Source organism: Microbacterium sp. SYP-A9085 (assembly GCF_009649635.1).
GTDB lineage: Bacteria > Actinomycetota > Actinomycetes > Actinomycetales > Microbacteriaceae > Microbacterium.
The window spans coordinates 866,144-889,975 of record NZ_WJII01000001.1 but is presented as its reverse complement, the minus strand read 5'-3'; the positions used below and the strand labels follow the sequence as shown (position 1 = coordinate 889,975).

The following is a 23,832-nucleotide window of genomic DNA, read 5'->3' as shown; positions in this document are numbered from 1 at the left end:
GGTGATACCCGTCTCGCTACAGTGACAACATGGAGCAAATCCGGGTTGCCATCGTCAACGACTATGAAGTCGTCGTCGAGGGTGTCGCCGCGATGCTGCGCAGTTACACCAACCTGGTGAACGTCGTCGAACTGGATGTGCGGCACGGAGTCGGCCAGAACGTCGACGTCGCCCTGTACGACACATTCGCCGCGCTTCCCGGCGATCGCGAGGGCGTGCGCCGTCTCGTCGACGACGCCCGCGTCAATCGCGTCGCGGTCTATAGCTGGAATCTCGACCGCGAACTCGTGGAGGCCTCCCTTGACAACGGCGCGGACGCGTACCTGTCCAAAGAGCTGCCCGCAGCGAAGCTTGTGGAAGCGCTGATCGCGGTGCACACCGGACGGCAGCCGGATGATGCGCGCCCGCGCCGTTTCGTCGTACCGGTCGGCAACGACTGGCCCGGCCGCGAGGAGGGGCTGACGCTGCGCGAAAGCGAAGTGCTCGCCCTGATCACCCAGGGACGGTCCAACGACGAGATCGCCGAACGCCTGCACCTGTCGGTCAACTCGGTCAAGACACACATCCGCACCTGCTACCGCCGAATCGGCGTGACGAACCGCGCGAACGCGGTGTTGTGGGGAATCGACCACGGGTTCCGACTGTCGTCGGGCGCGCGTGAGAATGGGACCGGCTCCTGATGGGATACCTCAGCTACGACAATCGGGTCAAGATCGAGATCGAGGACCGCACCCTCGCGCATCTTCAGGTGGTGATAGCGGACAAGCTGCGCCGCGGCGAGCCGTTCACGTTCACCTGGCGTGACGAGCCCGGCACCGGTGAGGGCCGCACCTCGGTGTGGATCAACCAGAGCTCGGCGCTGGTGTTCAAGTTCCACGGCAGCCGGCAGCCGAGCATCAATCGGGACTGGCTCGAGGTCCTGGCCACCACCGCGAGCTCGATCGGCGGCCTGCGGGTGGTCCCGGAACCGGCGGCGCTCACCGCCGAACCGGTCAGCTCGCCCGCGCTCTAGCACGCGGTCGGCAATCCGGGCAATCCCCATGCGTCAGGGGATGCTGTGTGGTTACCGTTCCCGCATGAGTATCACGACGAAGCAGAAGTCCGGGTCCAAGCAGAAGACGGGATCCAAGGCGAAGACCGGCGCGAAGCACAAGGGCGACGTCGGCGGCGCGCGCGAGGCGACGGGCGACGGAGCACGGCTGACCGTCGAGGAGAACGCCGAGTCGGGCTTCGCGGCCTCGGAGCAGCTGGGTCAGCACCTGCAGGCCGTGCTCGTGGACCTCATCGAGCTGTCCCTGCAGGGCAAGCAGGCGCACTGGAACGTTGTCGGCCGCAACTTCCGCGACACGCATCTGCAGCTGGACGAGATCATCGCGGCTGCACGCGTCTTCGCGGACACCGTAGCGGAGCGGATGCGGGCCCTCCACGCGTCGCCCGACGGCCGCACGGACGTTGTCGCGCAGGCGACGAGCCTGCCACCGCTTCCGCCCGGGGAGATCGCCACGAAGGACGTCATCGATCAGATGACGCAGCGGCTGGATGCCGTGGCGGGGACGTGCCGGCGGGTGCACGACGAGGTCGACGAGGAGGATCCGACATCGGCCGACATCCTGCACACGATCCTGGAGCGCATCGAACAGCTGTCCTGGATGGTCAGTGCCGAGAACCGGGAACCGCGGACCTGACGTCCACGGTGTGACGGGGGAGCACCTGCCATGGGCGAGTTCATCTACGGGGGATCCCTGCGCGTCACAATCGACGATCGGGCGCTCGCGCACCTGCAGCTGGTCATCAGCAACAAGCTGCGCCGCGGGGAGTCGTTCCACTTCAGCTGGCGAGAGGATGCCAGTGTCGGCGGCCGCACCAGCGTGTGGGTCACGGCGCGGTCGTCCCTCATCTACAAGTACGACACCAGCCGGGCACCCCTGCTGAACGCCGCCTGGCTCGACGCGCTCTCGTATACGGCGAACTCGGAGACCGGACTTCACCTGGTGCCCGAGCCGGCCGAGCACGTGGGAGACGACATCCCCCGCGCCCTGAACTGAGCTGCCGTCACTCCTCGAGTGGAGCGGTCGGCACGACCACCTCGACGGGCGCTATATCCATGTGCTCAGCGACCAGCATGATCCCGCCGGACGTGTTCGCCGAGTTCGCGAGGTCGTGGATCCACTCGCGGCTCAATTCCGGAGGCTCGGGCTCGTCGAAGACAAATCGCAGCGGAATCGAGGGGTGCAGCCAGATAGTCGAGCGGCCGCGCGGCTCGTCCTCGGGGTGACGCCACGACAGCGTGAAGCTCTCCCCGCGACGGAGCTTGGTCGCTATCACGATCTTCAGATGCGCGAGAGCACGATCCTCGATGTGGATCGCCGTCCCCGGGCCGCCGTAATACATGGTTCCCATACCGCCCACTCTCCCCCATCGGACCCCAGCCCACCAGCGGTGAGACGACCTCATCCGCGGGCGCAGGTCATTCCTCGTTTTTCGCGGCCTCCGCGTCGGCCGAGTAGTCCGGCCGTGCGGGCTGGTCCGGCTGCAACTCGCCTTCCCCGCCTTCGCGTCCGCCGAACGGGCGCCCGTGATCGGCGTACTCGTCCCGCATATAGACGAATGTCCACTCCCCCAGGGTGAACCGGGCGCCGGTGCGCAGCACCTCGCCGTCCTGGCCGGTCGCGGTTTCCATCGGCTGCAGCCGCGCGTTCGTCTCGCCCTCCTGGTGCGGGATGAACACGTATTCGTCATTCTCGTCGTGGAAGATCTCGCCCGCGACCGCCGCGACGCCCTCGAGCCGGATGTCGGCCTCCGGCCCCGAGCCGATGCGCGTCACACTCTCCCGCAGCGGCACCTCCCGGTGCCCTCCGTCGCCCGTGATCATCAGGCGCGGGTAGCCCGCACCCCACCCGGCGTGCGTGGTCAGATCCTCGGCTTTCGTCATGATCACACCTCCGTCCGCAAGCATCCCCGACACGACGCACTGGGGGAAGGGGCTTGACGCAAAACTGTGGTTCTGGCACGTGTCAACCCGGGTGCCGGCACCGTCGTCTCCGGGTACCGTCGCGGCATCGCTTCGACCGAGAGGCCACGCCATGGACAAGGATGCCGACCCCGACCGACTCTCCGATGCCGGTGACACAGCACCCGAGGGTGTTCCCACCGACGCCGAAGCGCGCGAGCACGGCGCGGAGTACGCCCCGGACGACACGGCGCCCGATATCGTGGTGCGAGGGGCAAAGAAAGACCACGCGGATGCCGAGAAGAGGCGCCGTCGGGAAACCTGACCGTGACGCCCTCGAGGAGCCACCGAATGGGCCGTTTCATCTACGAGGGCACCGTCAAGATCGAGATCGAGGATCGCGCGCTCGCGCACGTCCAGTTCATCATCGCGGACAAGCTGCGTCGCGACGAGGCGTTCCCGTTCACATGGCAGGACGACGCCTCGCTCGGGCAGGGCCGCACGGCCGTCTGGCTGAACTCGCGCTCCAACCTGGTGTTCAAGTATTACGGCAGCCGGCTGCCCGAACTGAACCGGCAATGGCTGGAGGCCCTCGCCAAAGAGGCGAACTCGCTGACCGGGCTCCGCCTGGTGCCCGAGCCGGAGACGAACGAGACGTTCGCCTCCGGCGCCGAATCAGACTGAGGCGTCACCTCGAGATCTCTGCGACCGTCTCCCCCGTGGCTTCCGGCGCGAGTGCGAGGGCCACATCGGCCTGGCCGATGATCCCGACCAGATCGTGGTCCTCGATGACCGGCACCCGTCGGATCTGGTGCTCGCTCATCACCGTGAGGACGTCGCGGATGTCGTCATCCGCGTGGACGGTGATGGGCTTGCCTTCTCCGAGGGACCCGGCCGTCGCGGTGCGCGGGTCACCGCCCGCGGCGAGGCACTTCACGACGATGTCTCGGTCGGTGACCATGCCCTTGAGCAGCTTGTCCTCGCCGCAGATGGGCAGGGCCCCGACATCCAGTTCCTTCATCAGCCGGGCCGCGTCGGCGAGCGTGTCGTTCTCGCCGACGCACCGCGGTGCCGACGTCATGATGTCACGTGCCAATGTCATGATGTCCCTTTCCTGTTCGGTGTCGCCGACAAGTCTGAGTAGGGCGCCCGCGCCCGCCGAGGGCCTTGACAGCGTTATCAGGTCGACTCCTCGGCGGTGGCGGCGTGGGGCGCGCCCACGGGCTTGGACTGGCTCGACCCCTGCTGGCGCAGATAGATCGACAGCGTGACCATCGCCCCGACGGCGAGGAACTCGGACTGCCAGTTCTGCAGCGTGCGGTTCCAGAAATCGGGGGCGACGATGTACTCGAGCCAGGTCAGGGCCGCCTGCCCGTGCTGCGCGTTCTGCTCGTTCAGCGCCGCCATCCCACCCAGCGACTGCGCGAACCACGACAGCAGGAAGACCGCGCCCATCACGATCAGCAACGAGTTCGCATACGCCCACTCCCGCACGCCGCCCGCGGCCGACCAGCGCGGCGAGCCCGCACGGGCGAACCGCCCCATCCGCTGCTCCTTCCGGGTGCCGGGACCGGCGTGTCCGGGCTTCTTCGACTCCGGCGATCCACGCTGGATGAGCCAGACGGTCCCGAAGATGAAAAGGAAGAACTGCAGGAATTCCGATTGCCAGTTCTCGGCGACATCCACCAGGAACGACGAGGATGTCACGAAGTGGCCGTAGGACACGGCGTCCTGCCCGTGCTCGACCAGGTGCTCGTTTTCGTCGAACCAGCCGGCGACGGACTGCCCGATCAGGGACAGCAGGAAGATGGCGAGGAAGCTCAGGCTGAGGCCGTTGTCGCCGAGGAAGCGTCGCATCGTCACCGCCCTGCAAGTGGCAACGTGATCATGACCGCCAGACCGCCGAAGATCAGGACCATCCATGCCCAGAACAGGATGAATCGTGCACGGTCGTGCATCGATGGATGTTCGGCGTGCGCGGCCCGCGAGTCGCTGCGGCCGGTATCGGTGTCGTCGGTCATGACGGCACTCGACCATGTCGCGGCGGGAAGCGCACACCCCTTGACAGCGGCCGTCGTCTCTACGTCCGGCGGCATCCGGCGTCAACCCCGTGGCCCGCGGGCAGCTCAGGACGGATGCTGTGCCGTATCGAGAAAGGATCGATCCCATGAGCGATGCCCCATTGTCGGATGACGACCTCATGCGCCGACCGCACGAGAACGAGGAGATCCCCGCCGAGGACATCGCCGCGAGCGCTGACGCGGTGCAGCCCGAGACGCAGGGCGTGGACCCGCTGGATGCCGAACTCGGCGCGCGCGGACAGGGCGACCTGCTCGCGGAGGACGAGCCGGTTCGTGACGCCGGCGGCCCCGACGACCTCCGCGTGATGGACGAGCCGTGAACGGAGGACACATGGACAACATCGTCGATCCGTCCGGCCCCGGCGATCCGCCGGTGCCCACCGAGCCGTCGGGTCCGCCCGCGCCGCCGGTACCCACGGAGCCCACCGTGCCCCCGGGGACCACGCCGGAGCCGGCCCCGCCCCACCCGACGGAACCGCTGGCTCCGAATCCGGAGGAGCCGGTGGTGCCGCATCCCGTCGAGCCGACGCCACTGCCGTCGGGTCCGCCGCCGATGTAGCGTCCGTCGCGTCAGAGGGGTTTTCCGCCGGTCACCGGCAGGACCGCGCCGGACACGTAGGACGCCTCGTCCGACGCGAGATAGACGTAGGCGCCGGCGAGTTCGGCCGGCTGCCCCGCCCGGCCGAGGGGCGTGTCCTGCCCGAACGAGGCAAGCCTCTTCTCGTCCCAGCCCGTCGCCGGGATCAGCGGTGTCCAGATCGGGCCGGGAGCGACGGCGTTCACGCGCACCCCGTGCGGCCCGAGCTCCTCGGCGAGCGCCTTCACGAACGCCACCTGCGCGGCCTTCGTCATCGCGTAGTCGATGAGCGTTGGGGACGGCTGGAACGCCTGAATCGAGGCGGTGACGATGATCGCGGCGCCGGCCTGAAGGTGCCCAGCTGCGGCGCGGGCCGTGTACATGAGCCCGTACAGATTGGTGTGCAGCACGCGGTCGAACTCGTCGGTGGGCAGCGACGCGAAGCTGTCGCGGTCCTTCTGGTATGCCGCGTTCAAGACCAGGATGTCGAGGCCGCCCAGCTCGCTGCGCGTGCGGTCGACGATGCGCGATGCGAACGCCTCGTCGCGGACGTCACCGGGGAGGCTCAGCCCATCGCGCCCGGCGTCGTGAATGTAGCGGACGGTCTCGTTCGCATCCTCCTGTTCCTCGGGCAGGTGCGCGATGGCGACGTCGGCGCCCTCCCGTGCGTAGGCGATCGCCACCGCACGTCCGATACCGGAGTCGCCGCCCGTGATGAGGGCCTTGCGCCCCCGCAGTCGTCCGTGACCCTGGTAACTGTGCTCGCCGTGGTCGGGCTCAGGTCGGACCTCGCCCAGATGCCCGGGCTGATCCTGCTGCTGCGGTGGGAAGCCCGCATTGTGGTGCTTGTCACGCGGGTCGTCGGCGCTGTTCGCAGCGGTCATCGTTTCCCCCTCCGGAATGACGCCCGTCGGCCGAGCCCTCCTCCGCCAAGAAACGCGTCGGCGAGCACCCGGTCGGCGTGCAAGAGCCACGCTACGGACGCGATGCAGTCCCCGTGCAGGCCCTTGACAATCAAGCACGCTCACCCCGACGCAGGTCGTCCGTGAGCACCGCCCCGCTACAGCTCGGCGATGCCCCCGTCGTCGAACCGCCGGGATCGGAGCGGCCGACGGCGGGCGGGGAAGCGGTCGGCCGCGTCCGGTCGCAGCCGGACCCCGAGTCCGGGGGTGCGCGGGACCTCCAGGAATCCGGCCACAGGCGGTGTCGCCCCCTCGACGATCTCGGACGCGGGTGGGCTCGCGAAGTAGTCCGCGCCCGTCTGATGCTCGGGGTACTCCTGGATCGAGAATGCCGCGCTCGACGCCGCAACGTGCAGTGATGCCGCCGTGATGACCGGACCCATCGGATTGTGCGGAACGAGCCCCGCGTGATTGGCCTCGGCCAGCACGGCCACCTTGTGCAGCCCCGTGATCCCCCCGAGCAGACCGGGATCCGGTCGCAGGTACTCGGCACCACGGCGCCGAAGCAGCATCTGGAAATCCCAGATGCTCGTGAAACGTTCGCCGGTCGCCATCGGGACCGTGGTGCGTGCGGCGAGATCGGCCATCTCGTCGATGTTGTCGTGGGTGAGCGGATCCTCCACGAACATCGGGCGCAGGTCCTGGATGCCGTGGAGGAACTGGAGGGCCTCCGCGAACGTCATCCTCCGGTGCACCTCGACGCAGAGGTCGACGGACTCGCCCGCCGCTGTGCGGAACGCGCGGACCGCGTCGATCGCCTCGGCCACGCGTCTGGTCGGGCTCGCCGACGTAGGGGTGACGACGTCGCCGTCGGAGAACGGGCTGAGGTGACCGACGGCCGTATACCCTCGGGCGACGGCGTCCTCGATGCCGGAGACGAGTTCGTCCCGCGCGGAGCCCCACACGTGCGCATAGACCCGCGCGCGATCGCGGATCGCACCGCCGAGGAGAGCATGGATGGGCACCCCGAGCTGCTGACCGGCGATATCCCACAGGGCGATGTCGATCGCCCCGATCGCGGCGCCGAGGACCGCCCCCCGGAAGTGCGCGGCACGGTGCAGGAACTGCCAGTGCCGCTCGATCAGGCGGGGGTCCTCCCCCTCGAGCGCCTCCGCGATCGACCGGATCGCCTCTGCCGTCTCGGGGTGGTGCGCCCAGGCGCTCGCCTCTCCGAGACCGACGATGCCATCGTCCGTGCGCACTTGGACGAAGAGATACCGGTCGACGGCGACCGGCCGGATGGACTCGATCCTCACGCTGCCCCCGCTTCGAGCCCGTCCCGACGGAACCTCGCCAGTCGTTCCTCGTCGAACACGAACCCCAGCCCGGGACGATCGGGCGGACTCACGGTGCCGTCGTCATTGAGCTCGAGCCGTTCCACGAACATCTCCTCACGGAGGGCGTTCACCCCGTGGTAGTACTCGACGAACGTCCCGTGCGGCACGGCGGCAGCGAGGTGCACATGCAGCTCCTGGTCGCCGTGCGGCGCGACGGGGATGCCTTCCTCTGCGGCCATCTGCGCTGCGACCGCCCATCCGGTGATCCCGTCCACGCACTGCGCGTCCGCGTTGAGGACGTCCATCGCGCGGGAACGGATCGCGTACCCCATCTCGTGCAGCGAGTGCTCGCTCTCACCGGATGCGATCGGGATGCCGGCCGCGGCCCGCAGCGCGGCTTGGCCCTCGACGTCGCGGGAGTCGATCGGCTCCTCGAACCACGCCACGTCGAACTCCCGCAGCCCGTCGGCCATGAGCCGCGCGGTGGCACGGTCATAGCCGCCGTTCGCGTCGACGAGGAGGGCCACGTCCGGCCCGACCGCCGAGCGCACGGCGGCCACCCGTTCGAGGTCCCGCTTCGGGTCCGCGAGACCGATCTTCATCTTGAAGGCTCTCGCGCCGAGAGACAACGCACCGAGCGCTTCCTCGGCGAGGGAAGACAGGTCCTTGCCTTCGGCGTAGTAGCCGCCGGCGACGTAGGCGGGCACGCGGTCGCGGTGCGCGCCGAGCATCCGATGGATCGACAGCCCGCTCACCTGGCCGGCGAGGTCCCACAGCGCGATGTCGATCGCACTGCGGGACTTCGCCGACAGCCCGCCACGGCCGTACACCTTGTCATCGGCAAGCACCGCCAGGGCGGCGGTGCGGTCGAGGGCGTCTCGGCCGACGATGCGCTGTCCCATGTCCCGGGCGATCGCCATGGCCAGTCCCGTGCCGTTGGTCCATCCGGTGCCGACGAGACCCCCGTCGGTGTGGATGCGCACGACGACCTTGTTGCTGGCGCCGTAGGTGAACGTGCTGTTCGCGATGGGGCGCGCGAATGGCGCCTGATACCAGGTCGCGGCGATCTTCGCGATCTTCATGTCGGGTCCTCCTGGACGGTAGGCGGGTGCACGGCGGAGTGCGTGTCGGGCCGCACCGCGAGAGCGGCGAACACGACCGCGAACCCGACGACGGTCAGAGCCACGAGGGCTCCGGAATACCCCCACGCCCCGATGGCGACGCCCACGAGGAGGGGGCCGAGGAACATCCCGACGTCCGTGGCGACACGTTGGTTGCGGATGGCGATCAAGCGCCGCGAACCGCTCCCGGCCGCGAGGATGATCGTGCTGGCGGCCACAATGGTGCTGCTCGCCCCCATCGTCGAGAGGACCATCGCCACGAAACCCGCCCACACCGTGGGGAACACCAGCACGAGCCCGCTGGCCACCGCGAGGAGGACTCCGCCGGCGGCGAGGACGCGTGCGGCCCCCAGCACGTCGACGAGTCGGCCGACGACGGCGAAGGACAGGAAGCCGAGTGCTCCGACGCTCAGCGCGACGCCGATCATCGTCTCAGACATCCCGAGGACATCGTTGCTCCAGAGCGGGAAGAACGTCGTCCGGAAGCCGCTGCGGTCTGCGTTGGCGACCGCGACGATGACCAGAGCGGCCGCGGCCGCCGGCATCCCCACGCGGAGCCGACGGGACGTCCCGACGCGGGGGCCGGTGACGGGTTCCGCCGCGACGGCTCCGGCGCCCGCACCGAGTCGGTGCGCGACGAGCCCGCACGGGATGCCGAACAGTGCGAGCGCGGCGGTGACCCAGAACGGCGCGTGCAGGCCGGCGAACTGGCCGAGGACCCCGCCGATGATGGGGCCGATGGCCGTCCCGAGCATGAATACCGACTGCTGGTTGCCGACTCGGCGTCCGAGAGCGGCATCGTCGTCGAGGACGAAGGGTCGGATGGATGCGGCGAGCATCGCCATCGCCGAGCCGATTCCCTGCAGCGCACGCGCGGCGATCAGCTGGATGGCGTCGGGAGCCAGTGCACACCACGCCGCCGCAGCCGCGGTCAGCAGGCATCCCCCGACCAGCCAGCCGAGGTGCAGCATGTGCCGCATCTGGGTCAGTCCGAACAGGGATCCGAGCCCGAAGATCAGTCGCCCGACGGCGAAGGCCGCCACGGCGGCGCCGATGCTGGCGACGGTCAGCCCGAGGTCACCGGCCAGCAGCGGCAGCACCGGGGAGGCGAGGCCGAATCCCAGCAGCACGAAGAAGCCCACGGCGTGGCTGGCGCCGTTGGCGAGGCGCTGGGCGGGGTTGGGCGGCATGACGACCGTTACGCGTCGACGCGGTAGCGCTTGACGAACGACTCGTCGATGGTCAGCCCCACGCCGGGTCCGTACGGCGCGGTGATCGCGCCGCCGACGACCGGGGGCGCGTCGACCATCTGGTACCACACCGGATCCCGTTCCGGTTCATAGATCTCGACGTAACCGCGGTGCCGGATGCCGGCGAGCAGGTGCATTCCGAGTTGGGGTTCGGAGTGGTGGGCGACGCGGACCCCGCTGAGCTCGGCGATGCCGGCGACCTTCCGCCATCCGGTGACGCCCCCACCCCAGGAGGCGTCGAAATTCACGACGTCGACGGCACCGTCCATGATGAGCTTGGCCGCGCGCTGCGGGGAGGTCTCGCTCTGCCCGGCGCCGATCTCCACTTTGCCGTTGGCCCGCATGAGGCGCATCCCGTCGACGTCTGAGTGCCAGTGCACGGGCTCCTCGAGCCATTCGATGCGGTAATCGGCCGCAGCATCGGCGAAGCGACGCGCGGTGCGCAGGTCCCAGCCGCCGTTCGCGTCGCAGACGATCTGCAGGTCGTCGCCTCCGAGTTCGCGCGTGAGTCGGAGCTTCTCGATGTCCAGGTCGACGTCGGGGTTTCCGACCTTGAGCTTGACGGCGGCGACCCCGGAGGTCTTGACGAATGCGATCGCGTCTTCGACGTCTTCCTGGGCAGTGCCCTCGCCGTAGTACCCGCCGATGTACATCGCGGGGATCGGGTTGGGGTCGCTTCCGAGCAGTCGGCACAACGGCTGTTCCGTGGTGACGCCGAGCGCGTGCCAGAGGGCGGTGTCGACCGTCGCGATCGCATGGGTGAGGTTCCGCTGTCGCCAGGGTGATTGCACGGGGCCCGCGATGTCGAAAAGCTGCGCCCAGTTCTGCTCCACGCTGTGCAGCGACTTCCCGACCATCAGCTGCCCGATCTCGGTCGCGAGCCTCGCGACGAGGGGCGCGTCCTCATGGCCGTTTCCCGAGTGGCAGACCGCAACGGTGCCGTCGTCGAGGGTGACGCGCGCGATGAGCACCCGACGGGAGACGACCGCATAGCTGCTGCCGCGGAACGGCTTCTCGAACGGCACGACGACCGCCTCGACGCTGATGCCCGCTACCTTCATTGCTTGCCTTTCACATAGTCTCGGATCTCGGCTACGACGCGATCGACGATCGTGCCGCCGGCCGCGAGGATCAGGTCCACGGTCTCCTTGTCGGGAAGGGTCTCCGGGATGACGGCGGGCGCGATCGCCGGGTCCGCCGCGAGGATCTGCGGAAGGTCCCGCCCGGGACGCCACGCGTCCGATGCGTTGCGGATCAACTCATGTGCGGTCGCACGGCCGTGCGTCTGCGCGACGTGGTACAGCAGCATCTCCGACCAGACGGTCCGCCCGTCCCGGTCGAGGTCTCGGCTCATCGCGTCGACGTCCACACCGAGGTGCTCCACGACATGGGTCAGCTGCGGGATCTGGTCGAGGGTCCTGGTGGTGATACTGGGAAGGTACTCGTCCTCGACGCCGAATTGCGATTTGTCGCGCTCGTGAAGACCGCGCCACGTGCTCAGCGCGGCTGTGAATTCCGCTTCGACCATCGTCACGGACGCCATCAGGGTCGCCGTGATCGTCGGATTGCGCTTGTGGGGCATCGCGCTGGAGCCCACCTGCAGGCTGTCGAACGGCTCGGCGAGCTCGGCGATCTCGCTGCGCTGCAGATTCATGATCTCCGCGGCGATCCGTCCCAACGCCCCGGCGATCATGGCGCAATGGAACGCCCAGCGCACGAAGCGGTCGCGCGAGGTGTGCCAGGTGACCAGGGGGGCCGTCAGCCCCAGCGCGGCGCAGACCTCGTCCCGGACGACCGCGCCCTGGGCGCCGAACACCGCGTGCTGGCCCGTCGTGCCACCCAGCTGGCCGGTGAGCACGACGCTGCGCACACCGTCGAACGCCCGCATCTCGCGGAGCACCTCATCCGCCCAGCCAGCGACCTTCCCGCCGAACGTGATCGGGGTGGCGAATTGCCCGGCGGTGCGACCGGGCATGAGCGTCCGGCGGTGCCGATCCGCAAGCTCCGCCAGGGCGGTGAGGAGACGCACCAGCGCGGCATCCACGAGTGCGTCCGCGTCGCGGATGGCGAGCGTCTTCCCCACATCCATGACGTCCTGCGACGTGGACCCCCAATGCACGAACTCACCGTGGGGCCCGGCCGCCCGTGACAGCGCGCGCACGAACGGCACGACCGCGTGCCGCGTCCGCTGGGCCCCCTGCGCGATCTCGGCGAGGTCGAGATCCTCGATGCTGACGGCAGCGATGGCATCGGCTGCGGCGCGCGGGATGATGCCGTGGTCGGCCTCGACGCGTGCCAGCGCGATCTCGAAGCGCAGCCAGCGTTGGATCGTGGCACGCGGCGAGAACAGCTCCGCGATCTGCCCCGGCGCACCCATCATCGCTCTGGTGCCGCGATCGCGAGCGCATCCAGCGCCACGACCGCCCCCGTACCGGGGGCGACCCGCAACGGGTTGATCTCGATGCTCGCCAGCCGCTCCGTCTGCAGTGCCGCGTCGAGCGCGTGCAGCGCATCGGTGAGGACACCGGGGAGCCGCCCGCGCTCGGCGGACGGACCGCCCGCGGCCACGCCGAGGCCGGCGAGCGCGTCGCCGATCTCGTCGGGGGCGAACGGGGGCAGGAGCACGCTGTAGGCGCCGAGCGCTTCGGCGTTCGTCCCGCCGAGGCCCACAAGGCCGACGGATCCGAACTCCGGATCCCGCTTCACGGAGATCAACAGGTCGGTGCCCACCTCGGGCAGCTGCTCGGCGATCAGGAGCCTCGCAGCATCGGCCGCGATCCCCAGATCGGCCATCCTGACGAGGAGCGCGTCAGCCGCAGACTCGACCGCGGCCGAATCGTCGAGCCCGAGCTCCACCAGTCCCAGGGCGCTCTTGTGGGCGACTCCGTCCGGAACGCCCTTGACGACCACCGGGTAGCCGATGCGCTCGGCGGCGGCGACCGCCTCGGCGCTGTTGGACGCGATGGCCGATGCGGGGAACGGTATGCCCGCTGCACCGGCGATCCGGGCGGATTCGACCTCGCTCCTCACGTCGGGGTCGACGTCTGCCGACTCCGACGTGTCGGCGACCTCTGCCGGGGCGGGCTGAAGGTGGGCGACGATCGCCGCAGCCTCGTCGACGGAGGCAACCACGGGGATGCCCGCGGCGAGCCAGGCGCCGACAAGGTCGGGATCCGTCCTGTCGATCATCACCGCGATACCCACCGTGCGCGTGCGCCGGTGTCCGCCGACGAGGTCGATGAAGCCTCGCGAGTACAGTTCCGCGAACTCCGGCGTCGGCGGCGGCAGGTACGCGAACACCGTGCAGGTCCCGTCAGCGGTGGAGTGGAGAGCCGCGAAATTCTCCAGCGCATTCGCGGATCCCCCCGCACCCACGTCCACCGGGTTGGTGGGCTGGACGAACCGGAGCGTGGGTGCCAGCGCCCGCTTGGTGCCCTCGTCGAGGGCGACCAGACCGACCCCGCGCTGTTCGAGGGCATCGGCCGCAATCGCGGCGCCGGCGCCGGAGGTGCTGATCACCAGCGCGCCGGCACGCAGCGGGGCGGGACGCGATTCGAGCAGGGCCGCCGTGATCGCGAGCTCGCTGAGCGAGGAGCACCGTGTCACACCGACGGCGCTGAAGAGGGCGTCGTATGTGGCGCTGTCTCCTGCCATCCGGGCCGAATGCGACTGCGATGCCTTCCGGCCGGCGGCGGTGTTCCCGAATTTGAGGGCGAGGACCCGCTTCCCGTTGCGTACGGCGAGTGCGCAGGCGGCGCGGAACCGCGCGGCGTCGCCGATGCGGTCCAGGACGAGGGCGATGACGGTGGTCTCCGGGTCCACGGCGAGGATCTCGAGCAGATCGACGAGGCGGACGTCGAGCTCGTTTCCGGTCGAGAAGAAGCCGCGCAGACCGGCTCCGCTGCTCGTGCACAGGTCGGCGACGGCGCCGATGAGCGCGCCGCTCTGGGAGATGATCGCGACTCCGCCGGGGCGGTAACGTCGACCGTGGGCCCGGTTGAATCCCAGCGCGACCCCGGACTGCACGGAGTACAGGCCGTTGCAATTCGGGCCGATCAAGCGCGTACCGCCCCCGGAGATCGCGGTGAGCAGCTCGGCCTCGAGCTGTGCGCCCGCCGCATCCAGCTCCGAGAACCCGCTGGCGCCGACGACGACCGCGCCGACGTCCCGCCGCGCGAGACCACGGACGACCTCGGGGGTGCGCTGGGCCGAGACCGACGCGAACGCAAGGTCCACGGCTTCGGGCAGGGCGTCCACGTCCGGTACGACGTGGACACCGGGTATGGCGGTGTCGGCGGACGGATTGACGAGATAGACGTCACCCTCGAATCCCGCACGACGCAGATAGGGCAATGCGAGCCCGGACAGGCGGGTGGCATCGCGGCTGACGCCGACCAGGGCGACCGAGGCCGGGTTCAGCACGGCGTCGGCGAGCCGCGCCGCACTCATGACGAGGTCCGTTCGGCGATGGCCCCGATCACGGTGGGCAGCTCACCGACATGTTCGACGGCCACCGTCACGACGTCACCGGGTCGGAGGTAGACGGGGGGATCCTTGACGAATCCGACACCGCTCGGCGTTCCGGTCGCAATGACGTCCCCCGGCCGCAGAGTGGTCCCCTGCGAGGCGAAGGCGACGAGCGTCGGAATGTCGAAGATCAGGTCCGACGTGGACCCCTGCTGGACCATGACGCCATTGAGTGTCGTGCTCACGGCGAGGTCTCCCACCGCGGGGATCTCGTCCAGCGTGACGACGGCGGGACCCATCGGGCAGAACCCGTCGAAAGACTTCGCCCGCGTCCACTGCCGTTCGGCCAGTTGTGCCTTCCGGTCGCTGAGATCGTTCAGCGCCGTGATCCCGAACACATGTTCCAGCGCCGATTCGATCGGAATGTCACGGCCTGCGCGACCGATCACGACGGCCACCTCGCACTCGTAGTCGACCTCGGCCTCGGCATAGGGGATCGCCACGGTGGCGCCGGGCCCGACCACCGAGTCGCTCCACTTCGCGAACAGGATCGGCTGGCGGGGGATCCGTGCGCCCTGCTCCTCGGCATGGGAGCGATAATTCAGTCCCACGCCGATGACGCGACCGGGCGAGACGACGGGCGAGAGCAGCCGCACCGACCGAAGCGGTACGGCCGGTGAGCCCGGAGCGTCCTTCAGCGCCGCGTGCAGCGCGGCGACGACGCCGTCGAGCCCGGCGACGTCGGCGACATCGCGTGCGGATGCGACCGCATCGCGCAGGTGCGACGGTAGGGCCTCGGCCAGTGCGCGCAGCGGTGTCACCCGGTCGCCCTGCACCACTCCCGGCGCCACGGCTCCCGACTGCTCGAAGGTCACGAATCTCATCGGCCACTCCAGTTCGGTTCTCGTCGTTCGAAGAAGGCTCGGGCGCCTTCCTCGCGATCCTCGGAGAGATACGGGTTCGGCCCGAGGGTGCCGATCCGCAACGCCACCGAGAGGGGGATGCCCCACGATTTCGTCATCGATTCCTTCATCCGCCGCAGCGAGAGAGGGGCGTTCGCCGCGATCGACTCCGCCAGCTCGGCGGCCACCACCTCGAGCTGGTCCCGTGTCACCACGCGGTTGACCAGTCCCCAGCGCAACGCCTCCTCCGCCGGGATCCTGCGTCCGGTGAAGGTCCACTCGGCCGCCAGTGCGCGGGGAGCGATCTGACTCAGCACGATCGTGCCGAAGTTGGCGGCGACGCCGCGGCGGGCCTCGGGCAGCTGCAGATAGGCGTCGTCGACGAGGATCCGGATGTCGCACGCGAGGACGAGCTCCGTCCCCGCCGCCACGGCCGGCCCGTTGACGATCGCCATCGTCGGCTTCGGAGACTCGAGGAGGACTTCGAACAGATTGCGGTACATCCCCTTCATCAGGGTCCGGCTGAACTCCGGTGCACGGGCGCCTGCGCTGCCCTCCTTCATGTCACGGCCGGACGAGAACACCGCACCGGCGCCGGTGAGCTGCACCAGGGCGACGGCGGGGTCCTCCGCTGCGAGCTCGATCCCCCGGATGATCCCGAGCATCACGTCGTACGAGATGGCGTTGGCGCGTTCGGGCCGGTCGATCCGAAGACGGGCGATCCCGTTCTCGACGCGGTACCGGACGACGTCGTGATCCTCCCCCACGGGCATCGCGCTCAGGCCTGCGCCGTCGCCGGAAGGATCAGGATCGCGTCGGGATCGAACACGACCGTGATCGGGCTGCCCACTCCGGCGTCGAAGCTGGCCGGCGCCTCGATCCGGAAGCGGATCCCGCGCACCTCGACCGACACGTCGCACCTGTTGCCGAGGAACTCGACCGACAGCACGGTTCCGGGAAGGGCGTTCAGGCTGCTCGTGTCCGTCGTCAGGCGGATGTGCTCCGGACGGGTCACCGCGACGACGGAACCGTCGGGCACCTCGCGATCGCTCACGGCCAGCTCGATCCCCTGTGCGCCCTCCCGGAAGACGCGGCGGCTGCCGGTCGTCTCTAGCGTGCCTTCGAGGACATTCGTGGTCCCGACGAAATCGGCCGCGAACCGCGTGCGGGGACGGTTGTACAGCTCGCGCGGCGTCGCCTGCTGGTCGATCAAGCCGTTGTTCATCAGGATGATCTTGTCCGACATGGCCATCGCCTCGCTCTGGTCGTGCGTGACGTAGATCGCCGTGCGTCCGATCTGGCGCTGCAGCGTGAGCAGCTCCGCCCGCATCCGCTCCCGCAGACCCGCATCGAGGTTCGACAGCGGCTCGTCGAAGAGGATGATGGCGGGGTCGGTGACCGTTGCCCGCGCGACGGCGACCCGCTGCTGCTGACCACCGCTGAGTTCCGTTCCGTATCGGTCGGCGAATTTCTCCAGGCCCACCAGCTCCAGCGCCGCGAGGGCACGCCGGCGGATCTCGGAGCGTTCCAGCTTCTTGCCGTGCAGCCCGTAGGCGACGTTCTGCTCGACCGTCAAGTGGGGCCAGACCGCGTACGACTGGAACACCATATTGATGCCCCGGCGGTCCGGCGACAGCTGACGGGCGACGCTGGCGACCTCCGCGCCGTTGATCTTGATCACCCCGCCCGATGGCGACTCCAGGCCGGCGATGCAGCGCAGCGTCGTGGTCTTGCCGCAGCCGGACGGGCCGAGGAGCGTCACGAATTCGCCCTGCTCGACGGTGAAGCTGATGCCCTTCACCGCCTCGACGGCGCCATAGCTGATGCGGAGGTCCTTCACTTCCAATGCGGGGACGGGGCGTGCGCCGGCCTCCGCCGAGGCTGCTGCCGAGAATGTCGATGTCATGGTATTCCCTGGGTTGTTCTAAAGAGAGGCGCTGGTGAGCTTGACCCGGAAGGCGTACCGGGCGACCAGGACGCCGAGGATGAGGCCGACCGTCTGGAGGATGCCGACGACGGCGGCTTGGCGGATCTGCCCGTTCTGCATGTAGTCCCACGTCACGACGGACAAGACGTTCGAACGCGCCGAATACAGCATGATCGCCTCGTTGATCTCACGCACGGAGAAGATGAAGATCAGGATCCACGCCGACAGCAGCGACGGTCGGATCAGCGGAGTCGTGATCCTCCACAGCGTGCGGGGCAGCGAGGCGCCGTTCACGATCGAGGCTTCCTCGAGCGACTTGTCGATCTGGATGAGACCGTTCGCGGCGAGCCGTGACGCATGCGTCAAGTACGCCGCGACGTGCGCGACCAGCAGAATCCACAGCGTGCCGTAGATCGGCGTCCGGATGTAGAGCCAGATCATGCCGGTTGCCAGCACGAGACCGGGGATCGCAAGCGGGATGGTCGCGAGATAGTCGATGACTCCCCGGATCGGGCTGCCCGAGCGCACGGTGATGAACGCGACCAGGACCCCCAGCACCACACACGCCGTCGGCGACCCGACGCCGAGCAGGAGCGTGTTCCAGGACGCCTCCACCACCTTGGGTGCGGTGAGAACGGCCGTGAAGTTGTCCAGCGACAGATCCAGTTTCGTGAAATCCGTCTGCGCGTACGGCGTCAGCGACACGATCGTCAAGGCGATGTAGGGCAGCACGATCGCCACGATGAAGTTGATCACGAGGACGGCCGTCACCACCCACCGCCAGCGACCGAGCTTGATGATCCGCGGGCGGAATCCGCGTCCGCTGACGGTGACGAACCGCGCCGCGTTGGCGACCGCCCGGCGGTAGAAGAACACGCCGATGATCGTGACGAGGAACAGCATCGTGCCGATCGACGCGGCGACGGCGTAATCCGACGGGAACACCTCGGTCGCGCGGTAGATCCGCACCGCGAGCGGAACGAACCCGTCCCGACCGCCGAGCACCCCCGGAACCGAGAACACGCCGGTGGAGAGCACCGCGATGAAGAAGAACGCCGCCGCCATGGCCGGCCGCACCAGTGGCAGCGTGACCCGGAAGGCTGTGCGGAGATGACCGTTCCCGTTGATGTACGAGGCGTCTTCCAGGGACGGATCCATGTTCCGCAGCGCCGCGCCCACGAGCAGGTACCCGTACGGGACGTAGTACATGGTCATCACGAAGATCATCCCGGGGACGTTCATGACGTCGATCAGCGTGAAGTCCGCACCGAACAGGTGCCGCAGATTCACATTGAGCATGCCGGATTTCGGAGCGCCGAGGGTCATCCAGGCGATCGCACCGATGAACGGCGACAGGAACAGCGGCGCGATGACGGTGAGCTCGAAGAACTTGCGCAGCCGCACGTCGGTGCGGGACATGATCCACGCAAACAGTGAGCCGATCGCCGTCGACAGGAGCGCGACGGCCAGCGCCAGACCGACCGTGCCCAGCAGCGTCGAGATGTACGGCCAGCCGAGGTAGACCTCGACGAGCGCCCGCAGCGAGAACGAGGTCCCCTTCGGGCTTCCCAGGTTGCCGTCCTGGACAGCCCCGTAGAACATCGCTACAACGGGGACGGCGATGAGGATCATCAGCACCGCGAGAACGGGCCAGACGAGGTATGGGTACGTCCGTGCGCGTCGCGCCCCCGGCATCCGGGACGCCCTTTCGGGCGTTCCGGATGCCGGCGTGTGCTCCGCGTCCACCAGTGTTGTGACGTCGGTCACGTGAGCAGCCTCCTAATCTTCGGACAGATGAGCGGTCGCGGGATCACCCCGAGTAGCCGAACACCTTGTCCCATTGAGCGAGGAAGTCCTTGCCGCCGTCGAGGAACTCCTTGTCGACCCCCCAGTCATCCCAGACCTTCCGGGGCGCCTCGTACCAGGACTCCTTGAGGAACGTGCGCGCGTCCTCCGCACCCTGATAGGTGGGCTCTCCCTGGCCGAGCAGAGCGAACGCACTGTTGGCCTTCGCTGAGGTCGCCCATTCCATGAACAGGCGTGCGGCGGCCGGGTGCGGTGCGCCTGCCGAGATCCCCATCATCCAGGTCACGCCGGTCGTGCGATCGGGATACTGGAACTCGAGGGGTGCGCCCTGCGCCCACTGGCCGGCAGCGACGGAGGAGGGGATCGCCAGGGCGAGCGCCTCCTCACCCTGGACCAGACTCTGCACCTGAGGGTTGGAGCTGTCCACGACGCGCGGCTTGTTGGCCGCCACGGCCTCCAGCCAGTCCCACCCGTACTGCTCGGCGAGCACGTCGAAGAAGGCGAGGATCTGCAGCGCGTTGTGCGGATTGCCGATCGAGATCCGGTTCTTGAACCGCGGATCGGAGAGCCCCTTCACGCCCGCCGACTGGATGAACGCGACCTCTTCCTTCGTCATCTGGTCGGTGTTGTAGGTGAGCGTCTGATACAGCGAGTAGAGCGGCATGAACGCCCCCTCGCGCTTGGAGACGTCCGGGTACTTGGCGAACTCGGCGGGGGTGTAGTCCATCCACAGCTTGTTCTCGCTGGCCTCGAGCATGTTCGGCAGGTCGCTGAGGATCACGAGATCCGCGATGTGCTGCCCGGCGTTCTCCTCCTGAGTCCACCGCGAGTAGAGCGGGTTGCTGGAATCGCGCAGCTGGACGACGTTGATTCCGTATTCCTCGGTGAACCCCTTGACCCACTCACGAGTGGGTTCCTCCGTGGTGCCGTGGTACAGCGTGAGAGTGCCTTCGGCCTTGGCCGCGGCGATGAGCTCTTCGCTGATCCCATTCCCTGTCGGCAGACTGTCACCGTCACTCGTGGGAGCGGTCGTTCCGGTACAGGCCGCGAGCACCATTGCCGCGGCCGTCAGACCGGCGAAGCCGAGCAGTCGGCGTCGATTCATTGCGAGTCCTTTCTCTGCTGTTTCCACGAACCCCTTGCACTGTGCGGTGATCCACGCCCGGGATGTCACCGCCGGACACCTTCGTCGTGACAGGGGCTTCGCCGGGGTTCGTATGCATGCGGGAAGTGGAGCGACTGCGGGTGCGGCCGCCGCATGCATGAGCGCAATGCTGGCGCCGGGCGGGACAATCGGTCAACAAAGTTCCACTGGTTGCGACATAGTCCGTGGCTCTTATTCCGTATACTGAGACATCCACGACGAGGGAGTCAGCACGCGGTGGAATCGGTCCGCAACGCACTTACGGCACTGACGCTGATGGGCGAGAGGGGCGCGATGCGTCTCACCGACATCGCAGACGAACTCGGTGTCGCGCGGTCCACCGCGCACCGTCTGATGGTCACCATGCGGGAAGCCGGCTTCGTCATCCAGCCACTGGGCAGCCGGCTGTACACGCTGGGGCCGACGTTTGCGGGGCTCACCTCGGCGGTCGTGGCACACGACGACCTCATCGCCGCCGCGAGACCGGCCCTGGCGGCCCTGCGCCGCGCCACAGAAGAGACGGTGCATCTTGTCACGCGTCTGGGGGCGGATGTGTACTTCCTCGACGGTATCGAGGGCGCCCGAACGGTCCGGGTGGGATTGAAAAGCGGAGCCCGCCTGCCGGTGATCGCCAGTGCCGCGGGCCTTGCCATGCTTGCTCAGATGACCCCGGAACGCATCGACCGCGTCGTCTTCCTGTCACGGCGCGTGCGCAGCTTCGACGAGGGCTGGCTCTCAGATCAGATCGCGCTCGCGCGGAAGGCCGGCTACGCGGTCAGCTTCGGTCTCGCCTATGCGGACGTGCACGAGGTGGCCGTCGCCTTCCGATACGACCCCGGCAATCACATGGCAGCCCTCACCGTTGCCGCACCGGCGAACCGTATCGACCACCAGCGCGCCCGTGAACTGGGGCTCATCCTCCGCCAGTCGGCCAGCTCGCTGTCGACACAGCTGTCGCGGCTTGCACGCTGATTGGATACATCGAGATCACAGCGCGCTTCCAGCGGTGAACCGCTATCCTTAAGCGAAGCTGTCGCATCGAGGCGCATCGAGTCCCCAGCTCGAAGAGCACCCCATTCCCCAGATGGCGTCGCGCCACACTCTGCGCAGCTTCCGGTGGGTGTCGTGAGGCGTCGTTCCCAAATTCGAGCACTCGCGGCACCCACCCACGTTCCATCGGCGCTGTGCGAAAGGTGGAGGTCAGGCACCCACCGGCGAAACTCCCCAGTCGCCTCACCGGTGTGGGTGGTGCCTTTGTCGTTGCGTCCCCAGCGCCTCAACGATGATCACTGTAGCGGGGGGTGTCCCCCAAATGGGGGACATGAGCCATTCTTCAGCAGATCTTGAGGTTTCTTCCGTTCCCGGCTGCTCAGCCGCCCCTCAGCGCCCCATGACGGCGACATCCTGGGCGGCGAGGGCATCGTCGGCCGCGACCCGCGCGACCGCGCGCTCCACGGCATCCACGTCCCGCACCGCGCCCTTGTCAGCGGACTGCGCCATCACGGCGTACGCCCGCAGCGCCGCCGACACGTGACGCACGCGCGTGCGGGGACGATAGCCGCCGCCGGCCAGGAGCGCCCGGCGGCGCGCGTCGAGCACATCCGCGGGAACGTCGAGGGTCAGCGACCGGGTCGGGATGTCGATCGAGATGGTGTCGCCGTCCTCGACGAGGGCTATCACGCCGCCGGAGGCCGCCTCCGGTGAGATATGCCCGATCGACAGTCCCGACGTGCCTCCGGAGAAGCGGCCGTCGGTGATCAGCGCGCACTTCTTTCCGAGCCCGCGGCCCTTCAGGAACGACGTCGGGTACAGCATCTCCTGCATCCCCGGTCCGCCCTTCGGGCCCTCGTAGCGGATGACGACCACGTCGCCTTCGGCGATCTGCTTGTTCAGGATCTTCTCGACGGCCTCATCCTGCGATTCGCACACGACCGCGGGGCCCGAGAAGGTCCAAATCGACGGGTCGACGCCGGCGGTCTTCACGACGGCCCCGTCCGGCGCGATGTTGCCGCGCAGCACCGCCAGTCCCCCGTCGACCGAGTAGGCATGCGCGACGTCGCGGATGCATCCGCCCGCGGCATCCTCATCCAGCGCGAGCCAGCGCTCCGACTGCGAGAACGCCGTCGACGACCGCACCCCGCCGGGGGCGGCGAACCAGACATCCCGGGCCTGGTCCGAGACCGACCCGCCGCGGATGTCCCACGCGTCCAGCCACGCGCCCAATGACGGCGCGTGGATGCTGTGCACGTCCTCGTCGAGCAGGCCGCCGCGGCGCAGCTCACCGAGGATCGCGGGGACCCCGCCGGCCCGGTGCACGTCCTCCATGTAGTACGTGCGGTTCTCGGCGATGTTGGGGGCGACCTTCGCCAGGCACGGGACGCGACGCGACACCGCGTCGATGTCGTCGAGGCCGAACTCCACGCCGGCCTCGTGTGCGGCGGCGAGCAGGTGCAGGATCGTGTTCGTCGAGCCGCCCATCGCGATGTCCAGCGCCATGGCGTTGCCGAACGCGGCGGGCGTGGCGATACTCAGCGGCAGCACCGACGCGTCGTCATCGTCGTAGTAGCGGTGCGCGATGTCGACGACGACCTCGCCGGCGCGCTCGTACAGCGCGCGGCGGGCCGTGTGCGTGGCCAGCACCGAGCCATTGCCCGGCAGCGCCAGGCCGATCGCCTCGGTGAGGCAGTTCATCGAGTTCGCGGTGAACATGCCCGAACATGACCCGCACGTCGGGCACGCCGACTCCTCGATGCGGAGCATGTCGGCATCCGACACCCCCTCGTTCACCGCCTCGCTGATGGCGTCCACGAGATCCAGGGTGCGCACCGTGCCGTCCTGCAGCACCGCCCGGCCCGACTCCATCGGCCCGCCGGAGACGAACACGGTGGGAATGTTCAGCCGGAGCGCGGCCAGCAGCATCCCCGGCGTGATCTTGTCGCAGTTCGAGATGCACACGAGCGCGTCCGCCTGGTGCGCGTTCGTCATGTACTCGACGGAGTCGGCGATCAGGTCGCGGCTGGGCAGCGAGTACAGCATCCCGGAGTGGCCCATCGCGATGCCGTCGTCGACGGCGATCGTGTTGAACTCGCGGGCAATGCCGCCGGCGCGGTGGATCGCCTCGCACACGATGCGGCCGACCGGCTGCAGGTGGGTGTGGCCGGGCACGAACTCGGTGAAGCTGTTCGCGACGGCGATGATCGGCTTGCCGAAGTCGGCGGCGTCGACGCCGGACGCGCGCATCAGCGCGCGGGCGCCGGCCATATTGCGGCCATGGGTGACGGTGCGGGATCGCAGGGAGGGCATGGTCCGATTCTGGGTGGTAGTGGGATGCCGCGACAGACGGCGCTGGTGCTAGTACTGACAGCACT

The 23,832-nt window shown here is 68.6% G+C and carries 26 protein-coding genes; 8 read left to right on the top strand and 18 right to left on the bottom strand.

Annotated features, from left to right (window positions below; translation table 11 throughout):
• Positions 1–29 precede the first annotated feature (29 nt).
• From GH740_RS04280 to GH740_RS04265, 4 genes are all read left to right on the top strand, one after another.
• Positions 30–680 (top strand): response regulator transcription factor, encoded by a 651-nt coding sequence (locus tag GH740_RS04280; protein WP_153744767.1) that lies wholly within the window; start codon positions 30–32, stop codon positions 678–680.
• A complete protein-coding gene (locus tag GH740_RS04275; protein ID WP_153744766.1) occupies positions 680–1,012 on the top strand; it encodes an ATP-dependent DNA ligase in 333 nt (110 codons plus the stop codon). Before GH740_RS04280 ends, GH740_RS04275 begins: the two co-directional genes overlap by 1 nt.
• A gap of 64 nt (positions 1,013–1,076) precedes the next feature.
• Positions 1,077–1,685, top strand: a complete 609-nt coding sequence (locus tag GH740_RS04270) for a Dps family protein (protein ID WP_153744765.1) — start codon at positions 1,077–1,079, stop codon at positions 1,683–1,685.
• A gap of 30 nt (positions 1,686–1,715) precedes the next feature.
• Positions 1,716–2,045 carry an ATP-dependent DNA ligase gene (locus GH740_RS04265; protein WP_153744764.1) on the top strand — a complete coding sequence of 110 codons (330 nt, stop codon included), beginning with the start codon at positions 1,716–1,718 and terminating at the stop codon, positions 2,043–2,045.
• A 7-nt stretch (positions 2,046–2,052) separates the two neighbouring features.
• On the opposite strand, the gene GH740_RS04260 is transcribed toward GH740_RS04265, so the two are convergent.
• Complete coding sequence (locus GH740_RS04260) at positions 2,053–2,400, bottom strand: hypothetical protein (RefSeq protein WP_153744763.1); 348 nt, start codon at positions 2,398–2,400, stop codon at positions 2,053–2,055.
• Between the two features lie 67 nt (positions 2,401–2,467).
• Positions 2,468–2,932 (bottom strand): FHA domain-containing protein, encoded by a 465-nt coding sequence (locus GH740_RS04255; RefSeq protein WP_253941170.1) that lies wholly within the window; start codon positions 2,930–2,932, stop codon positions 2,468–2,470.
• Between the two features lie 151 nt (positions 2,933–3,083).
• Between GH740_RS04255 and GH740_RS04250 the strand changes: the two genes are divergently transcribed.
• Together GH740_RS04250 and GH740_RS04245 are read left to right on the top strand one after the other, a co-directional pair.
• The gene (locus GH740_RS04250; RefSeq protein ID WP_153744761.1) at positions 3,084–3,275 is read left to right on the top strand and encodes a hypothetical protein; all 192 of its coding nucleotides are present in this window, start codon (positions 3,084–3,086) and stop codon (positions 3,273–3,275) included.
• A gap of 26 nt (positions 3,276–3,301) precedes the next feature.
• Positions 3,302–3,634, top strand: a complete 333-nt coding sequence (locus GH740_RS04245; protein ID WP_153744760.1) for an ATP-dependent DNA ligase — start codon at positions 3,302–3,304, stop codon at positions 3,632–3,634.
• 4 nt (positions 3,635–3,638) lie between these two features.
• Here GH740_RS04245 and GH740_RS04240 read toward each other — a convergent pair whose 3' ends face one another.
• From GH740_RS04240 to GH740_RS04230, 3 genes are all read right to left on the bottom strand, one after another.
• Positions 3,639–4,052: a CBS domain-containing protein gene (locus GH740_RS04240; RefSeq protein WP_153744759.1), complete on the bottom strand. Its 414-nt coding sequence runs from the start codon at positions 4,050–4,052 to the stop codon at positions 3,639–3,641.
• Between the two features lie 77 nt (positions 4,053–4,129).
• A complete protein-coding gene (locus GH740_RS04235) occupies positions 4,130–4,807 on the bottom strand; it encodes a DUF6766 family protein (RefSeq protein WP_153744758.1) in 678 nt (225 codons plus the stop codon).
• Positions 4,808–4,809: 2 nt separating this feature from the next.
• Complete coding sequence (locus GH740_RS04230; protein ID WP_153744757.1) at positions 4,810–4,971, bottom strand: hypothetical protein; 162 nt, start codon at positions 4,969–4,971, stop codon at positions 4,810–4,812.
• Positions 4,972–5,117: 146 nt separating this feature from the next.
• On the opposite strand from GH740_RS04230, the gene GH740_RS04225 reads away from it, so the two are divergent.
• Positions 5,118–5,351 carry a hypothetical protein gene (locus GH740_RS04225; protein WP_153744756.1) on the top strand — a complete coding sequence of 78 codons (234 nt, stop codon included), beginning with the start codon at positions 5,118–5,120 and terminating at the stop codon, positions 5,349–5,351.
• Between the two features lie 250 nt (positions 5,352–5,601).
• Here the strand turns inward: GH740_RS04225 and GH740_RS04220 are convergent, their stop codons facing one another.
• The 12 genes from GH740_RS04220 to GH740_RS04165 all read right to left on the bottom strand — a co-directional run bounded on the left by GH740_RS04220 (position 5,602) and on the right by GH740_RS04165 (position 20,425).
• Complete coding sequence (locus GH740_RS04220) at positions 5,602–6,492, bottom strand: SDR family oxidoreductase (RefSeq protein WP_153744755.1); 891 nt, start codon at positions 6,490–6,492, stop codon at positions 5,602–5,604.
• A gap of 176 nt (positions 6,493–6,668) precedes the next feature.
• A complete protein-coding gene (locus GH740_RS04215) occupies positions 6,669–7,826 on the bottom strand; it encodes a mandelate racemase/muconate lactonizing enzyme family protein (protein WP_153744754.1) in 1,158 nt (385 codons plus the stop codon).
• Positions 7,823–8,929, bottom strand: a complete 1,107-nt coding sequence (locus GH740_RS04210) for a mandelate racemase/muconate lactonizing enzyme family protein (protein WP_153744753.1) — start codon at positions 8,927–8,929, stop codon at positions 7,823–7,825. Before GH740_RS04210 ends, GH740_RS04215 begins: the two co-directional genes overlap by 4 nt.
• Positions 8,926–10,158, bottom strand: coding sequence for an MFS transporter (locus GH740_RS04205; protein ID WP_153744752.1), 1,233 nt, complete (start codon positions 10,156–10,158; stop codon positions 8,926–8,928). The genes GH740_RS04210 and GH740_RS04205 overlap by 4 nt, the downstream gene beginning before the upstream one ends.
• Before the next feature lie 8 nt (positions 10,159–10,166).
• Positions 10,167–11,279 (bottom strand): mandelate racemase/muconate lactonizing enzyme family protein, encoded by a 1,113-nt coding sequence (locus GH740_RS04200; protein WP_153744751.1) that lies wholly within the window; start codon positions 11,277–11,279, stop codon positions 10,167–10,169.
• On the bottom strand, positions 11,276–12,598 hold the full coding sequence (locus GH740_RS04195; RefSeq protein ID WP_153744750.1) for a lyase family protein: 1,323 nt from the start codon (positions 12,596–12,598) through the stop codon (positions 11,276–11,278). The genes GH740_RS04200 and GH740_RS04195 overlap by 4 nt, the downstream gene beginning before the upstream one ends.
• Complete coding sequence (locus GH740_RS04190; protein WP_153744749.1) at positions 12,595–14,667, bottom strand: acetate--CoA ligase family protein; 2,073 nt, start codon at positions 14,665–14,667, stop codon at positions 12,595–12,597. Before GH740_RS04190 ends, GH740_RS04195 begins: the two co-directional genes overlap by 4 nt.
• A complete protein-coding gene (locus GH740_RS04185; protein WP_153744748.1) occupies positions 14,664–15,569 on the bottom strand; it encodes a fumarylacetoacetate hydrolase family protein in 906 nt (301 codons plus the stop codon). Before GH740_RS04185 ends, GH740_RS04190 begins: the two co-directional genes overlap by 4 nt.
• Positions 15,566–16,360 carry an enoyl-CoA hydratase/isomerase family protein gene (locus GH740_RS04180; protein ID WP_153744747.1) on the bottom strand — a complete coding sequence of 265 codons (795 nt, stop codon included), beginning with the start codon at positions 16,358–16,360 and terminating at the stop codon, positions 15,566–15,568. The genes GH740_RS04185 and GH740_RS04180 overlap by 4 nt, the downstream gene beginning before the upstream one ends.
• A gap of 5 nt (positions 16,361–16,365) precedes the next feature.
• Positions 16,366–17,493, bottom strand: coding sequence for an ABC transporter ATP-binding protein (locus tag GH740_RS04175; protein WP_153744746.1), 1,128 nt, complete (start codon positions 17,491–17,493; stop codon positions 16,366–16,368).
• 18 nt (positions 17,494–17,511) lie between these two features.
• Positions 17,512–19,281: an iron ABC transporter permease gene (locus tag GH740_RS04170; RefSeq protein ID WP_153744745.1), complete on the bottom strand. Its 1,770-nt coding sequence runs from the start codon at positions 19,279–19,281 to the stop codon at positions 17,512–17,514.
• 43 nt (positions 19,282–19,324) lie between these two features.
• Positions 19,325–20,425 carry an ABC transporter substrate-binding protein gene (locus tag GH740_RS04165; RefSeq protein WP_172978280.1) on the bottom strand — a complete coding sequence of 367 codons (1,101 nt, stop codon included), beginning with the start codon at positions 20,423–20,425 and terminating at the stop codon, positions 19,325–19,327.
• Positions 20,426–20,578: 153 nt separating this feature from the next.
• Here GH740_RS04165 and GH740_RS04160 point away from each other — a divergent pair, with 153 nt between their 5' ends.
• On the top strand, positions 20,579–21,436 hold the full coding sequence (locus tag GH740_RS04160) for an IclR family transcriptional regulator (protein ID WP_153744743.1): 858 nt from the start codon (positions 20,579–20,581) through the stop codon (positions 21,434–21,436).
• A 408-nt stretch (positions 21,437–21,844) separates the two neighbouring features.
• On the opposite strand, the gene ilvD is transcribed toward GH740_RS04160, so the two are convergent.
• Positions 21,845–23,767 (bottom strand): dihydroxy-acid dehydratase, encoded by a 1,923-nt coding sequence (gene ilvD / locus GH740_RS04155; protein WP_153744742.1) that lies wholly within the window; start codon positions 23,765–23,767, stop codon positions 21,845–21,847.
• Positions 23,768–23,832: the final 65 nt, after the last annotated feature.

What these genes read in the sequence shown, in the direction of transcription:
- GH740_RS04280 (WP_153744767.1), top strand. Translation starts at nt 30, where the DNA reads ATGGAGCAAATCCGGGTTGCCATCGTCAACGACTATGAAGTCGTCGTC.
- GH740_RS04195 (WP_153744750.1), bottom strand. Translation starts at nt 12,598, where the DNA reads ATGATGGGTGCGCCGGGGCAGATCGCGGAGCTGTTCTCGCCGCGTGCC.
- GH740_RS04190 (WP_153744749.1), bottom strand. Translation starts at nt 14,667, where the DNA reads ATGAGTGCGGCGCGGCTCGCCGACGCCGTGCTGAACCCGGCCTCGGTC.
- GH740_RS04250 (WP_153744761.1), top strand. Translation starts at nt 3,084, where the DNA reads ATGGACAAGGATGCCGACCCCGACCGACTCTCCGATGCCGGTGACACA.
- GH740_RS04180 (WP_153744747.1), bottom strand. Translation starts at nt 16,360, where the DNA reads ATGCCCGTGGGGGAGGATCACGACGTCGTCCGGTACCGCGTCGAGAAC.
- GH740_RS04165 (WP_172978280.1), bottom strand. Translation starts at nt 20,425, where the DNA reads ATGAATCGACGCCGACTGCTCGGCTTCGCCGGTCTGACGGCCGCGGCA.
- GH740_RS04235 (WP_153744758.1), bottom strand. Translation starts at nt 4,807, where the DNA reads ATGCGACGCTTCCTCGGCGACAACGGCCTCAGCCTGAGCTTCCTCGCC.
- GH740_RS04265 (WP_153744764.1), top strand. Translation starts at nt 1,716, where the DNA reads ATGGGCGAGTTCATCTACGGGGGATCCCTGCGCGTCACAATCGACGAT.
- GH740_RS04205 (WP_153744752.1), bottom strand. Translation starts at nt 10,158, where the DNA reads ATGCCGCCCAACCCCGCCCAGCGCCTCGCCAACGGCGCCAGCCACGCC.
- GH740_RS04200 (WP_153744751.1), bottom strand. Translation starts at nt 11,279, where the DNA reads ATGAAGGTAGCGGGCATCAGCGTCGAGGCGGTCGTCGTGCCGTTCGAG.
- GH740_RS04210 (WP_153744753.1), bottom strand. Translation starts at nt 8,929, where the DNA reads ATGAAGATCGCGAAGATCGCCGCGACCTGGTATCAGGCGCCATTCGCG.
- GH740_RS04255 (WP_253941170.1), bottom strand. Translation starts at nt 2,932, where the DNA reads ATGACGAAAGCCGAGGATCTGACCACGCACGCCGGGTGGGGTGCGGGC.
- GH740_RS04175 (WP_153744746.1), bottom strand. Translation starts at nt 17,493, where the DNA reads ATGACATCGACATTCTCGGCAGCAGCCTCGGCGGAGGCCGGCGCACGC.
- GH740_RS04245 (WP_153744760.1), top strand. Translation starts at nt 3,302, where the DNA reads ATGGGCCGTTTCATCTACGAGGGCACCGTCAAGATCGAGATCGAGGAT.
- GH740_RS04275 (WP_153744766.1), top strand. Translation starts at nt 680, where the DNA reads ATGGGATACCTCAGCTACGACAATCGGGTCAAGATCGAGATCGAGGAC.
- GH740_RS04185 (WP_153744748.1), bottom strand. Translation starts at nt 15,569, where the DNA reads ATGAGATTCGTGACCTTCGAGCAGTCGGGAGCCGTGGCGCCGGGAGTG.
- GH740_RS04225 (WP_153744756.1), top strand. Translation starts at nt 5,118, where the DNA reads ATGAGCGATGCCCCATTGTCGGATGACGACCTCATGCGCCGACCGCAC.
- GH740_RS04220 (WP_153744755.1), bottom strand. Translation starts at nt 6,492, where the DNA reads ATGACCGCTGCGAACAGCGCCGACGACCCGCGTGACAAGCACCACAAT.
- GH740_RS04240 (WP_153744759.1), bottom strand. Translation starts at nt 4,052, where the DNA reads ATGACATTGGCACGTGACATCATGACGTCGGCACCGCGGTGCGTCGGC.
- GH740_RS04230 (WP_153744757.1), bottom strand. Translation starts at nt 4,971, where the DNA reads ATGACCGACGACACCGATACCGGCCGCAGCGACTCGCGGGCCGCGCAC.
- ilvD (WP_153744742.1), bottom strand. Translation starts at nt 23,767, where the DNA reads ATGCCCTCCCTGCGATCCCGCACCGTCACCCATGGCCGCAATATGGCC.
- GH740_RS04160 (WP_153744743.1), top strand. Translation starts at nt 20,579, where the DNA reads ATGCATGAGCGCAATGCTGGCGCCGGGCGGGACAATCGGTCAACAAAG.
- GH740_RS04260 (WP_153744763.1), bottom strand. Translation starts at nt 2,400, where the DNA reads ATGGGAACCATGTATTACGGCGGCCCGGGGACGGCGATCCACATCGAG.
- GH740_RS04270 (WP_153744765.1), top strand. Translation starts at nt 1,077, where the DNA reads ATGAGTATCACGACGAAGCAGAAGTCCGGGTCCAAGCAGAAGACGGGA.